The organism is Alteribacter aurantiacus DSM 18675, assembly GCF_000429705.1.
GTDB classification, from domain to species: domain Bacteria; phylum Bacillota; class Bacilli; order Bacillales; family Salisediminibacteriaceae; genus Alteribacter; species Alteribacter aurantiacus.
In genome coordinates this window covers 720,164-733,495 of record NZ_KE386941.1, presented here as the reverse complement: position 1 = coordinate 733,495, position 13,332 = coordinate 720,164, and the positions used below count along the sequence as shown (strand labels likewise).

Annotated in this window: 16 protein-coding genes; 2 read left to right on the top strand and 14 right to left on the bottom strand. The window is 40.1% G+C overall.

Going from position 1 to position 13,332, the window contains the following annotated elements:
• Positions 1-8: 8 nt before the first annotated feature.
• From sleB to prsW, 3 genes are all read right to left on the bottom strand, one after another.
• Positions 9-1,094, bottom strand: a complete 1,086-nt coding sequence (gene sleB / locus G476_RS0106955; protein ID WP_026689459.1) for a spore cortex-lytic enzyme — start codon at positions 1,092-1,094, stop codon at positions 9-11.
• Between the two features lie 493 nt (positions 1,095-1,587).
• Entirely contained in the window at positions 1,588-1,755 is a 168-nt protein-coding gene (locus G476_RS23795; RefSeq protein WP_169720876.1) for a hypothetical protein, read from the bottom strand.
• 43 nt (positions 1,756-1,798) lie between these two features.
• A complete protein-coding gene (prsW, locus tag G476_RS21425) occupies positions 1,799-2,470 on the bottom strand; it encodes a glutamic-type intramembrane protease PrsW (RefSeq protein ID WP_035186212.1) in 672 nt (223 codons plus the stop codon).
• 151 nt (positions 2,471-2,621) lie between these two features.
• Here prsW and G476_RS0106940 point away from each other — a divergent pair, with 151 nt between their 5' ends.
• Complete coding sequence (locus G476_RS0106940; protein WP_026689458.1) at positions 2,622-3,590, top strand: asparaginase; 969 nt, start codon at positions 2,622-2,624, stop codon at positions 3,588-3,590.
• 37 nt (positions 3,591-3,627) lie between these two features.
• On the opposite strand, the gene G476_RS0106935 is transcribed toward G476_RS0106940, so the two are convergent.
• The 9 genes from G476_RS0106935 to G476_RS24015 form a co-directional block, all read right to left on the bottom strand.
• On the bottom strand, positions 3,628-4,617 hold the full coding sequence (locus tag G476_RS0106935; RefSeq protein ID WP_026689457.1) for a YpdA family putative bacillithiol disulfide reductase: 990 nt from the start codon (positions 4,615-4,617) through the stop codon (positions 3,628-3,630).
• A 451-nt stretch (positions 4,618-5,068) separates the two neighbouring features.
• Entirely contained in the window at positions 5,069-6,361 is a 1,293-nt protein-coding gene (locus G476_RS0106930) for a Glu/Leu/Phe/Val family dehydrogenase (protein ID WP_026689456.1), read from the bottom strand.
• Positions 6,362-6,615: 254 nt separating this feature from the next.
• Positions 6,616-7,206, bottom strand: a complete 591-nt coding sequence (locus G476_RS0106925; RefSeq protein WP_026689455.1) for a genetic competence negative regulator — start codon at positions 7,204-7,206, stop codon at positions 6,616-6,618.
• Between the two features lie 135 nt (positions 7,207-7,341).
• A complete protein-coding gene (locus G476_RS0106920; RefSeq protein ID WP_026689454.1) occupies positions 7,342-8,238 on the bottom strand; it encodes a MerR family transcriptional regulator in 897 nt (298 codons plus the stop codon).
• 231 nt (positions 8,239-8,469) lie between these two features.
• Positions 8,470-9,225 (bottom strand): metallophosphoesterase, encoded by a 756-nt coding sequence (locus tag G476_RS21420; RefSeq protein ID WP_051314689.1) that lies wholly within the window; start codon positions 9,223-9,225, stop codon positions 8,470-8,472.
• Positions 9,216-9,581 (bottom strand): hypothetical protein, encoded by a 366-nt coding sequence (locus tag G476_RS23510; RefSeq protein ID WP_026689453.1) that lies wholly within the window; start codon positions 9,579-9,581, stop codon positions 9,216-9,218. Before G476_RS23510 ends, G476_RS21420 begins: the two co-directional genes overlap by 10 nt.
• Before the next feature lie 213 nt (positions 9,582-9,794).
• On the bottom strand, positions 9,795-11,483 hold the full coding sequence (locus G476_RS0106905; protein ID WP_425387227.1) for a formate--tetrahydrofolate ligase: 1,689 nt from the start codon (positions 11,481-11,483) through the stop codon (positions 9,795-9,797).
• A gap of 149 nt (positions 11,484-11,632) precedes the next feature.
• The gene (locus G476_RS21415; protein ID WP_035186206.1) at positions 11,633-11,914 is read right to left on the bottom strand and encodes a hypothetical protein; all 282 of its coding nucleotides are present in this window, start codon (positions 11,912-11,914) and stop codon (positions 11,633-11,635) included.
• Between the two features lie 20 nt (positions 11,915-11,934).
• The gene (locus tag G476_RS24015) at positions 11,935-12,063 is read right to left on the bottom strand and encodes a hypothetical protein (protein WP_281170440.1); all 129 of its coding nucleotides are present in this window, start codon (positions 12,061-12,063) and stop codon (positions 11,935-11,937) included.
• A 185-nt stretch (positions 12,064-12,248) separates the two neighbouring features.
• Between G476_RS24015 and G476_RS0106885 the strand changes: the two genes are divergently transcribed.
• Positions 12,249-12,488 (top strand): hypothetical protein, encoded by a 240-nt coding sequence (locus G476_RS0106885; RefSeq protein ID WP_026689451.1) that lies wholly within the window; start codon positions 12,249-12,251, stop codon positions 12,486-12,488.
• A gap of 52 nt (positions 12,489-12,540) precedes the next feature.
• Here the strand turns inward: G476_RS0106885 and G476_RS0106880 are convergent, their stop codons facing one another.
• Together G476_RS0106880 and G476_RS0106875 are read right to left on the bottom strand one after the other, a co-directional pair.
• Positions 12,541-12,975, bottom strand: coding sequence for a DUF2663 family protein (locus G476_RS0106880; RefSeq protein WP_026689450.1), 435 nt, complete (start codon positions 12,973-12,975; stop codon positions 12,541-12,543).
• A 58-nt stretch (positions 12,976-13,033) separates the two neighbouring features.
• Positions 13,034-13,315 (bottom strand): hypothetical protein, encoded by a 282-nt coding sequence (locus G476_RS0106875; protein ID WP_026689449.1) that lies wholly within the window; start codon positions 13,313-13,315, stop codon positions 13,034-13,036.
• Between the last annotated feature and the right edge of the window lie 17 nt (positions 13,316-13,332).

Sequence of the window (13,332 nt, the reverse complement as noted above, 5' to 3'; positions counted from 1 at the left end):
TCCATTCGTTATTCACAGAAAATGTGTTTACCAATACGCTTGATTTGTGGTCTTGACCAAATCCACCCTGATGTTGCTGTATCAGGATTGAAGTAGTACAAGGCATTACCTGATGGATCCTGACCGTTAATGGCGTCCAAAACCGCTCTCCTTGCAGTATCGTCTGGCTCAAGGTTAATTTGACCATCAGCAACTGCAGTAAATGCTCGAGGCTCGAATATGACACCGGACGGGTTGTTCGGGAAAGTCGGACTTTCAATTCGATTTAAAATAACAGCTGCTACGGCAACTTGTCCTGTATACGGTTCGCCACGAGCTTCGCCGTAAACGGCTTGAGCCATAATTTGAATGTCGTTATCTGTAAACCCTTCAGGTGTGTTGATGGCTTCTTGAATGTCTGCTTCATCACCCGGAAAATCGTCTTCTTCAGGAGTCATATCCGGAATATCTTCTCCCGGTGCCGGGGCAGGTGTTTCAGCCTCTGGTTGTTGTGTGTCGGTTTGTGGTTGTTCAGTTCCAGTCTCTGGAGTTCCCTCTTGTGGCGCTTCGGTTTGAGGCGCTCCTTTTTGTGGTGTTCCAGCTTCAGGAGAAGGTTGTTCTTTAGGTGCTCCACCTTTTTGAGGCTCTCCTCCAGGTGCACTTGGTTGTTTAGGTGCAGGAGCTGGCTTCCCTCTTTTTCCACCAGGTTTTGGTCCCTTTTGATGTTCTAGTGGCATACCGCCGTAATGGGTAAATTTACGACCTTCTTTTAGCATTCTGTGAACATACTCTTTGTCAAAGTTCGTCGTTCGCTTGAGCATGTCTTTCATCTTTGGCCCTACTAAACCATCGGGCTCAAGACCAAACTCCTCTTGATACTTTTTAACAGACCAGTACGTACCATAGCCATATACACCATCAATGGTGTCATGGTAAAAGCCGATGTATTGCAGTCTGGACTGCAATTCTACTACGTCGTCACCGGTAGCTCCTTTTTGGATGACCTGATCCGTGAAAGCCTGAGCTTCCAAGGAAGGAAGTAAGACGACAAACTGAACGCAAACTAGTACGGCAAAAAACAAACGCTTAAGACGTCTGCCTTCATGACTCTTCATGTTGTATCCTCCTTTTCTTGGCAAAGAAATCAAAGACGAATCTTTCTTTCATAACGGTAGTTTTATCTATTGGCTTTATTTTATTCAAAACGAAAGTTTCGTTATTAAAAGGTTTTTTCGTATAGGCTGTTACTTTTTTATAGCCATGTTTTATGTTTCTCCGTATACATGATAAAACACTTGAAAACAGAGTAGCATTTCATCTTGAATGAAGAAGATTTACGTGTTACCAACCAGTATTTACGGCTTTCTTAAATTCATTTACCAGTTTCTCCGCAGGATGAACGAGTTAGGAGATACAATATACAAGTTCTCCTAGGTTAATAACGGATTTCCCCTTCCACACACATGAACGGGTGACAATCTAATGCACTACAAAGCTAAATGAGAACAAAAGAAAGGGATCCACATGTAAGAAGGGATATACATTCTCTTAGCAACAAAAAAGGTGATCCAAGATTGGAGTATCTTGGATCACCTTTTGCCTGTTTGTTTATTCCGGGGTTACGTCTATATCAAGGTTTGTCTCATTTCCACAAACACATCGTTTAAATCCTGTATCGTAACCACCTTCATTATTTAACCTGCCTCTTAAAATGTACTTTTCACCACATTGTTCACATCTGATAACAACTTTATATCTAGGTTTTGTTTCAGGCATTTCTATCGCTCCTTTACTATACTGTTTCTTACGTCCCATCCAATTAACTAATTTGATTCTCTGTGTAGTCTTTCGCTTGCATCCTATTAGCATGTTTCACTTTTCTAAGTGCGTATACCCAAAGAAAGATCATAAAGGGTATTACACTGTATGTCCAGTAATTCTGTGTTAGCAATATAAAATTGTAGGTTCCATGAAACAAAGCCGGCAACAAAAAGGATAGAAAGATAAATGTCTTTTTTCTTTTTTTGTTAAATTTAGCTTTACCTAAATAATACCCCATTACTACTCCAAATAACGCATGACTGGAAACAGGAAGCAATGCTCTTGCAAAAGCATCCTCTACACCACTGGCCAATAAATAGAATACATTTTCCACTGTAGCAAACCCGAGTGCTACAGCACACGCGTAGACGATCCCATCGTACCTTTCATTAAAATGGACATGATGATAAACAGCAAAATAAACAACAAACCACTTAAAAAATTCTTCAACCATAGATGTTTGAACGAAAGCTGTAGCCATTTCAGACTGTAACAAACCCTCTTCATCAAAAGCAAACTGGATAAACATAACCGGAAATACAAGAAGACAGCCAAAGACAAAACAACGGGCGACCGTCACGAGTGGTTCGTTTTCAAATTCATCTTTTAGATAAAAGAAGCTTAGTAAAGCAACTGATGGTGCCAAAGCTGCGGCAATAATCAATAACATCTCTTGATTCCCTCTCTGTTATTTACCTTAAAACCATGGTACCTTAATAGAGTTAAATACGATACATCGTTATCCTATAATGAAATGATAGCCGAAAAGAGCGGGAATGCCAAAGGATATGTTAATAATCTTTTTTCAGGAGTTGAAGCAGATGAAAAAAATACTCATTATACATACAGGCGGTACGATTGCCATGAGTGAAGATACAAAGACGGGGGCTGTTAAGCCAAACCCCCTCAACCCCCTTCACGATACGATTCACGGAGTTGAAGACGCAGAACTTGTAGTTGAAGATTTTTTAAACGTTCCTTCTCCCCATATGACTCCTTCCTACATGGTTCATCTAGCAAAAAGAATTGATAAACGTGTAATGGAAGAACGAATTGACGGGGTTGTCGTTACACACGGAACGGATACCCTTGAAGAAACAGCGTATATGTTAGACCTTATTTTGGAAACGGATATACCGGTAGTCATTACCGGAGCTATGCGTTCTAGTAATGAGCTTGGTTCTGATGGTCCTTATAACCTCCTCAGTTCCATTAAAACAGCTTCAAGTCTCGAAGCTCGTGGGAAGGGTGTACTCGTCGTTTTAAATGATGAGATCCACACGGCAAAGAATGTTACGAAAACACACACAAGTAATATCGCAACATTCCAGAGCCCCCAATACGGCCCCATCGGCATTGTATCAAAACGGGGTGTCCACTTTCATCACCACCCAGTATCCGATCAACGATTTGTAGTTCCAAGCCTTCAAAAGAAGGTTTTGTTATTAAAAGCCGTAGCAGGGATGGAGCCTGAAGTTCTTCAGTCATTATGTGACTTACCTATTGACGGATTGGTTATCGAAGCGTTCGGCCAAGGAAACCTTCCTCCTAGGACACTACCGGCTCTTAAATCCCTTATAGATAAAGGCATTCCAATTGTACTGGTGTCTCGCTGTTTTAATGGTGTGGTTCAGGATACGTACGGCTATGAGGGAGGCGGAAAAGAATTAAAGGAAATGGGAATGATTTTTACGAATGGGCTCAATGGTCAAAAGGCCAGGTTAAAACTGATGGTCGCTTTAGAGAAGACTTCCGATAGAGAGAGACTACAAGATATTTTCCAACGTTAAATGAAGACAAAACCTAAAAAGAAGCAAGCTGCGCTTTTTATACGCCGCCTGCTTCTTTTTTAATAATTGACTGAGCAATACTTGTTCCATGATGACGACCGTTTTCAATAAAGATTTCATTTGCATTATTACCCGCAGCAATAACTCCGGCAATATAAATCCCTTCACAATTCGTCTCCATTGTTTCGGGATTAAAGTCCGGACGCCCCGTTGACGAATCCGTATGAACACCCATTTTGCGAATGAATGAATGATCGGGATGGTACCCAGTCATAGCAAAAACAAAATCAGCCCTAAGTTTGTGTTGTTGCCCCTTTTCAGAATAAATCACATCGTTATCTGTAATTTCATCAATGGTCGTATCAAAAACCATTTTAATTTGTTCTTTTTTAACCAGGCCGTCGAATTCAGGTAGAATCCAAGGCTTCACGCTTTTAGAGTATTCGCTCCCACGATAAAGTACCGTTACACGGGCCCCTGCTTTGTCCAGTTCAAGAGCCGCATCAACAGCCGAGTTCTTACCGCCAATTACACAAACATCTTGATCAAAGTAAGGATGAGCCTCTTTAAAATAGTGAAGAACATGAGGTTTCTTTTCCCCTGGAACATTCATATAATTCGGTGAATCATAGTAGCCGGTAGCTACAATGACATAGCTTGCTTCGTACCGCTTTTCTTGCTTGTTTTTTTGCGTTCGAAGTGAAAACGTACCATTCTCCTGCTTCGTCACTTCCCTCACTTCTTCAAAAGCATGTATCCTTACATTTTTTTCTCTCACTACTTCACGGTAATAAACGAGAGCTTCATTGCGTTTTGGCTTTCGTTCTGTTGAATAAAAAGGGATCCCTCCAATGGCTAGCTTTTCGCTTGTGGAGAAAAACTGTTGATGAGTCGGATAATGGTAGATGGCATTGACAACATTACCCCTTTCAATCACAAGAGGATCATATCCTTTTTCTTTTAGTTCAATCGCCGCGGATAAACCACAGGGACCCGCACCGATAATAATAATTTTCTCTTTAATCACCTGTATACCACCCTTTTTTATACATTGCTGTTTATTACTTAAACATACTTTTAAACCAGTTCGCAAGTTTTAAACATTTTGATGAGACTTCGGATATAGCGTTTAAAGCTGACCGACTTATGAAAAGGCTGTTTTCGTATATATTGTAACTTTTTTATTATTTTTTTATCTCTAAAATTGCTGTTAAAGCATACGGGCCCTTCGCTTTCCGTGGCGGTGCTAGCAAGCCTCCTCGGCCACAGGAGTCTTGTGCCCTTCTGCTTCAACTTTTTCTTGTATAAAAGCAACAATAATTCCGAAAACAGCGTATGAAAAAACCACAGGAAATTTTTACAATAAAATCATGAGGATGGTCTTTACTAATGTCATCGCCCATTAAAACACAATCCATAAAACAATAAAAAGGTGACCCAAGAAGCTGTCTTTCAGCTTCCAGGTCACCGTGATTCCCTTAAATCCAACCGCGGAATCGACTTGCTTCCGCCATTTTTCTAACGCCGACCATATAAGCGGCCAAGCGCATGTCCACGTTTCGAGTAGTTGATAAACGATATACATTTTCAAACGATTGTGTCATGACTTTCTCCAAGCGTTCTTCTACTTCTTGTTCAGACCAGTAGTAGCCTTGATTGTTCTGAACCCATTCAAAGTATGACACCGTTACTCCCCCTGCACTGGCAAGAACGTCAGGCACAAGGAGAACACCGCGGTCACTTAACATTTTGGTCGCACCGATGGTCGTTGGCCCGTTAGCCGCTTCAACTACGATTTGAGCCTTGATGTTATCCGCATTTTGCTCTGTGATTTGATTTTCAATGGCGGCAGGGACCAAAATATCGCAGTCCAGCTCCAATAACTCTTCATTCGTCAACGTCTCTTTAAACAGCTTGGACACTGTACCAAAGCTATCACGTCGATCAAGAAGGTAATCGATATCAAGACCATCAGGATCATGCAGAGCACCGTAAACATCTGAAATTCCTACTACCTTCGCACCTGCATCGTGCATGAATTTAGCCAAGAAGCTTCCTGCATTTCCAAATCCTTGAATAACCACACGGGCTCCTTCAATATTGATGCCTTTTTTCTTCGCTGCTTCATTTATGCAAATGGTTACTCCTTTAGCTGTTGCGGATTCACGTCCATGGGAGCCACCAAGTACAATAGGCTTTCCTGTAATAAACCCTGGAGAATCGAATTCCTTCATCCGACTGTACTCATCCATCATCCAAGCCATGATTTGAGAATTTGTAAATACATCAGGTGCAGGAATATCCTTAGTCGGACCAACAATTTGACTGATTGCCCGCACATACCCTCGACTTAACCGCTCAAGTTCAGGAAAGGACATTTCTCTAGGATCACAAACGATCCCTCCTTTTCCTCCACCATAAGGTAAATCCACAATACCCGCTTTTAAGCTCATCCAAATTGATAACGCTTTCACTTCCGTTTCGGAAACATCCGGATGAAAACGTACGCCACCCTTTGTAGGACCAACGGCATCATTATGCTGAGCGCGGTAACCTGTAAAGACTTTTATAGATCCGTCATCCATTCTTACTGGTATACGAACCGTCATCATACGTAAAGGTTCTTTCATCAACTCATAAACTTCCTGAGGATAACCTAGTTTATCAAGTGCTGTTTTTACAACAGTTCTTGTAGAAAGGAGTACGTCTTGCTTGCCTGCCTTTTCTGTCTTACCGGTGTTCTCCTTGCCTGCTTTTTCGTTTCCTTCCATTGATTTCACCTCAACGTGTTATATGTAAATAATAAAATGATAAATCCCCTGTCTTACATTTACTACTATAAAGAAACAAAAAGGATTTTTCCACTCTTGATTTCTTTTTGAGTAAACTTTTTTCCTACATTTTCTCCCGAACAAACAATTGAGTGAAAATCTTTTGAACCCAAACCAGCCTATTCTATTTCGCAATTACAACAACCACTTCAGTTTAAAGTAAAAAAGAAAAACTCCGATAACGGAGTTTGGTGTTAATGAAAACATTCTTTTACTCTTTTTACCGCATTGTCTTTCATAAGCACTTTGCCGTATTCGAGCAGTCTATGAATCGTAACATGGGAGCTTTGACCATATTCGGCAAGTATGGCAATAAAGGTATCCGGGTCTCCAAGAAGGTCATAATCCGTAAAGTGTAAATAGTAATGGCCTAAATAAGAAAACAATGTACCCTTTGTAATTCCGAGTTGATGTAAACGGTGGGAGAGTTGAATGACATCCTCAAAATCCACACACTTGTATACGATATCCTCAGTTTCACCTAAAGTAATTTGTAATTCTATATACGAGTCGTCGAACGTTTCGTCATCACTGTCAACTTCTTCAGTCGACTTAGATACAATGATGACCATCCCTTGAGCAGGGAGTGAAAAGACTTCAACGACTACAGGTCCATCTGGATCGAATCCTAGTTCGTTACTGGCTTCTACAATCATTTCTCTGAATAAGTCATGTACTTTTGGGACATCCATCCATAGTTCCTCTTTGGTAATACCGCGGTCCTTCAAATCATCGAATGTAAGAAAAATCTTAATCTTGTCGTATGCCAGACGTTCGAGGCGCATTGACGACCCTCCTTGAAGGCTGTCACTTAAAGAAGGGATCGGACGTATATTTCCGCATTTCACTTCGTCGGTGACTGTGTTTACTACTACAGTATGTAAAGGAGGAATATTTGGTTCGACACTACGCCCAATCTATTATGCTCGAATCCATTGTTCCCAAGAAGTTGGGTCAAAACCAACGAACATTTCAGCGTTTTTTTCTTTTTCTTCACTGGACACATGCTGGGTAGCGCTACCGCCTATCCCAACTCTAACATTGTGAAAATGATCTTGAATGTACCTTGCTGCGGTTAACGTATCATTTAAGTGAATAGACAGTGTACAAGACATAAAGAGCATTTTTGGTTTAACTTCTTCAACAACGATCGCTAAATCTTCTTGAGGAACACCGCTACCAAGGTAAATCACTTCATACCCTCTTCGTCTTAAATAAAGTGTGAATATAAGCAATCCGATTTCGTGCGTTTCGTTCGGTCCACACACACAAATCACTTTTGGTAACAACCCGTCCACTGGAAGGTTGTGGAAGACACTACCTATTTTTGTTCTTAGAAAGGCAGTCACGTAATGTTCATGAGCAGAAGAAATTTCATTGTTCTCCCACTTATCCCCTACTTCAACCAAGATTTTGCCGAGGATATCCGACATCACTTTTTCTATTGAGAACATACCGAAAGCTTGATCTAGGATACGATTACTTTTATGTTCTTCAAAGTGTAAAAGGGCGTCAAACAATTCTTCTTTTAACGCACAAGCTTTATCACTTTCATATCCTGCCTCTACCACACTATCTGACAAGTCGTGATCTTCCAGTAATCCTACAGCTTGTCCAATTGTAAAGCCTTTGTTTACTTTGTTGAGTAGCCATTTCAAGATTGCAATATGCTCATCCGTATATAAACGGTGACCTGCCTGATTTCTTACAGGTTTTATAATTTCGTAACGTCTTTCCCACGCACGAAGGGTACCGGCTTGAATGCCCAACATATTGGAGACGGCTTTAATATTGTACTTACCTTCAGTACGACTCATCGTCACCCCACCTAGTTACAAGTAATGAGTGCCTTAATGCCCTCATCCTTTTATACAATTTTTTAATTCATAAGATATTCACTCATACCTGTCTAAATTGAAGCTTAAGACCCTTCCTTTCCACAGGGGGCCACGCGACAAAATGACATATACCCTCACTTACCATTTGAATTAGTATACCCTATTTGTAGCGCTTGTGTAAAATATGTTTAACTTATATACACCTTTCGTTTAACGATCACCTTTAATGGTTATAAGGTGCCATTCCGCTTTAGTGCCTAACCTTAGTGGAAATTGCGTAGTGCCAAACCCACTACTGATAAACACTCGTTTATTACTCTTAACAGCCCAACCTGATTTTTCAGCAATTCCAAACGGACCTAATCGAATTTGTCCCCCATGCGTATGACCACTAAAGATATAGTGTACATCTGTATATTCTCCCAGATCATGTGCAATCTCAGGGTTATGACTTAATACTATAGTCGGACCGACCGTTCGGGAAAGGGCTTTATTAATATCAGGTTCGCCATTTGTAAAGTCATCCACACCAGCAAGAGTCCAACAGCGATGAAAAATAATTGAACGATTATGTAAAACAGTAACATCATATTTATCCAACAGCTCAGCAAACGCACTCTCAGGCCACTCATAGTCGTTATTTCCAAACACAAAATACACCGGACCAAGTGAAGAAAGGACGTTCAGGTTATGCTCAAGTGCCTCTTTTTTTACCTTTTTTTCAACAAGGTCTCCACCTATCCACACCATATCAATCTTTGTGGAATAAGGAGTAAACAAAGATTCATCTAATGTTCTAAAATGTATATCTGTTATAAATAAAACGTTTGTCTCCCCGAACTTGCCTGGTAGCTTAATGGTTTCTTTAGATAGATGATGGCTCATTGCTAAACCATGCATGTAAGAAAAGAGGAAGTACATTCCTATAGTGATCAGAACTAAAATGAAAAACACGATTACTCCCACTCTTTGTTCTCCTCTCTTTTTCTCAAATCGAGCGCATCCATTATACCATAGAGAAAAGCAAGTAAAGTAAAAATGAGCCCTACCCATTGAAAAACTACAATGAAATAAACAGAAACGCCAAACCAACCAATTCCTTTGCTAATGGTAACCGATTGAAACTGTTTTTTGATCACGTATGCAAAGGCTAAAAAGCCGAGTATAAAAAGAACTGTCGACAAAAACCATGTAAATGGAGAGAAGACGAGAGAAGCGATTAGAAGATCCAGTGAGTCATATGGTTGCCCTTTAAAAAACAAAATTGCCCAATGACTTGAGACAAGTCCTAGTAAAACAATATAAAACTCTTTCTTCCTCATTCCCAAGGTCCTCCTATCCTGTTCATTTTCATGAAGTAATGGATGAACTACCTTTTCATCCGTATAGCAACTAAACCATCCTTTCCTATCAGATTATGCCAATAAAAAAAAGACGAGCCGCCATTCGTCCAATAATGATAGCGGAATCGTCTTTTTTCCATTCAATGGTACTCTTTAGTATTTTAAAAGCTTGTAAAAACTTTTTAGAGTTTTCTAAAACAACCCTACTGCTCGTCCATTTTCATCTACATCCATTTTTAATGCAGCCGGCTCTTTTGGAAGTCCAGGCATGGTCATCACATCACCAGTAAGAGCAACGATAAATCCAGCCCCTACAGAAGGCTTAAGTTCCCTTACAGTGATTGTGAAATCTTTCGGGCGCCCAAGCTTTGTAGGGTCATCACTTAGCGAATATTGTGTTTTAGCCATGCAGATTGGGAGATCAGCCCATCCGTATCTTTCATAATCAGCGATTTGCTTTTTCGCGTAGCTGCTAAATTCCACACCTTTTGCACCGTAAACGCGTTGTGCGATGGCTGTAATCTTTTCTTGAATGGAATCGTCCGTTTTGTACATTCTAGTGAAATTCTTATCTCCTTCTTCAATCAAAGAAACAGCTTTGTTGGCTAATTCTACTCCACCTTCGCCTCCATTAGCCCAAACATCAGCTAATACGACGTTGATCCCTTGTTGTTCACACCATTGTGTGAGGACTTGAATTTCTTGGTCCGAATCATGTAAAAAGCGATTGATTGCTACAACATGGGGAAGCCCGAACTGCCTAATCGTATCCACATGCTTTGCAAGGTTTGAAAGCCCTTCTTTTAATGCTTCTACGTTCTCTTCTTTCAAGTTATCTTTAGGAACCCCTCCATGCATTTTAAGAGCACGGATCGTTGCGACAATAACAACAAGGTCAGGGTCAATGTCACCGGCTTTCGTTTTAATATCAAGGAACTTTTCAGCTCCTAAATCCGCACCGAAACCAGCTTCTGTTACAACATAGTCGGAAAGTTTCGCTGCCATTTTGGTAGCAATGACACTATTGCAACCATGGGCAATGTTTGCAAATGGACCTCCATGAATAAGGGCAGGTGTGTTTTCAAGTGTTTGCACTAGGTTCGGTTTCATAGCGTCTTTTAGAAGTAATGTCAAAGCCCCTTCCGCGCCTAAATCTTTTGCCGTGATTGGCTCGTCAGTTGACGTATATGCTACAACCATTTTCGCTAAGCGTTTTTTTAGGTCCTTTAAATCCGTTGCAAGACAAAGGATAGCCATAATTTCTGATGCCACCGTAATGTCAAATCCAGATTCTCTCGGAACTCCTTTTAAAGGTCCTCCTAAGCCAACAATGACTTCTCTGAGCGAGCGGTCGTTCATATCCATCACACGTTTCCATACGACTTTACGAACATCAATGCCAAGCTCATTGCCGCGGTGAATATGATTATCCATCATAGCAGCCAACGCATTATGAGCTGTCGTAATTGCGTGAATATCTCCGGTAAAGTGAAGGTTTATATCTTCCATAGGAACCACTTGGGAATATCCACCTCCAGCTGCTCCGCCTTTAATGCCCATCGTTGGTCCCAATGAGGGTTCCCTTAAAGCGATCATGGCATTTTTCCCGATTTTATTAAGAGCTTGTCCAAGTCCAACGGTACAAGTAGATTTCCCTTCTCCCGCAGTAGTAGGATTAATAGCTGTAACTAAAATCACTTTTCCGTCTTTTTCTTTTTCTAACCGATCCATAAGAGATAATGATAACTTTGCTTTATAATGACCGTAAGGCTCCCATTCATTTTCGTTAATACCCAAGCCTTCCACCATTTCTTTAATTGGTACCATTGAGCTTTCTTGTGCAATTTGAATGTCGGATTTCACTTCATTCATAACAATCACTCCTTTATCAATAATGGTAAAAATAAGTATGTAACCCCTTACATTGTATCGGAATTTCATATGGATACACCATATGTTTTTATTTTAATACAAATTGTTTTTCAAGCCAAAGAAAGAGAGTATCTTTTAAAATGACCTCTCTTTTATCTTTATTCATCATGATTAAACTTTTGTAGCATCCTCATCCATTCATCTACTCGTTCTTCACTTAGTTCGTTAAGCATATTCTGAATTTCTTTTTTTTGCTGCTTTATATTGCCTTGCAAAACAACTTCCACTGTTTGATCGACGGTAATGAGAACGGCCTTTACTCGTAAAACATTCGTAAGCATAGCTAGTATCACTGCAAGTTGTTGAGGACTTAAGGGGCCGAGGTCTTCTGTATAAGATTTTTTATTATTCTGCTTGTGGCCTTTCCCCTTATTACTCAATAGTGTGCACCTACCTACTGTTATGATGTAATTACGACGAAGTCATCATCTCCGTTAGAAGTCGTTCCATATCCTAATGTAAAGGATAAGAACACAAAGATCGTTACGACAATCAGAATGGTGTTCCCAAGATTATTTTGATCATACACAGTTCTCACCTCTTTTATTGACTCCGTACATTATATGTAGAAGGAGCCTTTTTGTTATAACTCGAAACAATGAATTAGTCGTGCCCATTTTTTTAAAGACTCTTGCTAAACAATCAAGATCTGAGTATAATCATTATAAAGATTCTTAATTTTCTGACATCTCAATATGTACAAGGAGGATTCCGATGAACCTGCAAAAATGGAAAAACCGCTCGTTAATAACTGACGCGGAGTTCGCCAGCAACATGAAACTTGGCTATCCTGTTGAGGCTTTTTGTATTACAACTTGTAAGACAGTGGCTTATGGCAAGATTGAACAAATCGAAGGTGAAAGCGTTATCATTCATGGCAGAAGATTCAAACGGAACGGCTGTGCTTTTTTTGGACTTATCTCCATTCCGAATATTGAAGCGAAAAGTTCTTAATTCACATACTTGAGGCTGTCTTTAATCAATAAAGACAGCCTCTTACTATGGATTATTTATGGTACAAATTAATGTTGTGGTTTTTAAGCAAGTAATCATAATAGACGTTGCGATCGTTCGTAACCCCTTGGGTTTGCCACACATCCATGGAGCGATCGATAATGTCTTCGCGAAGTTTTTTAAAATCTTTATCCGCTTTTTCCTGAGCGCTTTTCTTTTTCTTTAAATACGCGAAGGTATAGACTAAAACACCGATCAAGATGAGTAAAATAGGATCGTGAATCATGACAGACCAATACTGTGATGAATGGTGGGTAAAAAAGACAGCTAAAGTTACATATAATACGGTCAAAATGATCATACATAAACAAATCAACCCTGCTCGTACAACTTTCTTTTCAGCCACTTTTTCCTTTTGTTTTGCTTTAACTAGCGCATTGACAATCAAATTGTCTTCATTTTTATTGAATCCCTCATTAGAATTCATGATCAACCTCCAACGGTTTTTCATCATGTATATGAGGACAAGGCTCTAATCATGACTATTAACGTAGGTACTCAATCCATACTGGATAGGTAATCACCGTTATTACTAGCATAAAGAACAATAGTAAGAACAGTCTTACTAGGGGGAATTGTACCTTACCGACCGTTTCATGATGTTCCTTTTCTGCAGGGGTTCCCCGTTCTTCTTTACGTCGCTTTTTTTCTTCTTCTCTTTGTTTCCTTACAACACTTCTCGGCGGAAGGCTAAGAGCATCTAACCCTTCATTTTCGTTCCTTTGACCATCTTCTACATCACACTCTACCGTGTTTTGAGTTCCCATGTTCCTTCACCTCAAGC

Coding starts and splice junctions, on each gene's coding strand:
- sleB (WP_026689459.1), bottom strand. CDS start 1,094: ATGAAGAGTCATGAAGGCAGACGTCTTAAGCGTTTGTTTTTTGCCGTA.
- G476_RS0106885 (WP_026689451.1), top strand. CDS start 12,249: ATGAACCTGCAAAAATGGAAAAACCGCTCGTTAATAACTGACGCGGAG.
- prsW (WP_035186212.1), bottom strand. CDS start 2,470: ATGTTATTGATTATTGCCGCAGCTTTGGCACCATCAGTTGCTTTACTA.
- G476_RS23795 (WP_169720876.1), bottom strand. CDS start 1,755: ATGCCTGAAACAAAACCTAGATATAAAGTTGTTATCAGATGTGAACAA.
- G476_RS0106940 (WP_026689458.1), top strand. CDS start 2,622: ATGAAAAAAATACTCATTATACATACAGGCGGTACGATTGCCATGAGT.
- G476_RS0106920 (WP_026689454.1), bottom strand. CDS start 8,238: ATGAGTCGTACTGAAGGTAAGTACAATATTAAAGCCGTCTCCAATATG.
- G476_RS0106880 (WP_026689450.1), bottom strand. CDS start 12,975: ATGAATTCTAATGAGGGATTCAATAAAAATGAAGACAATTTGATTGTC.
- G476_RS23510 (WP_026689453.1), bottom strand. CDS start 9,581: ATGAGGAAGAAAGAGTTTTATATTGTTTTACTAGGACTTGTCTCAAGT.
- G476_RS0106925 (WP_026689455.1), bottom strand. CDS start 7,206: ATGCGCCTCGAACGTCTGGCATACGACAAGATTAAGATTTTTCTTACA.
- G476_RS0106930 (WP_026689456.1), bottom strand. CDS start 6,361: ATGGAAGGAAACGAAAAAGCAGGCAAGGAGAACACCGGTAAGACAGAA.
- G476_RS0106875 (WP_026689449.1), bottom strand. CDS start 13,315: ATGGGAACTCAAAACACGGTAGAGTGTGATGTAGAAGATGGTCAAAGG.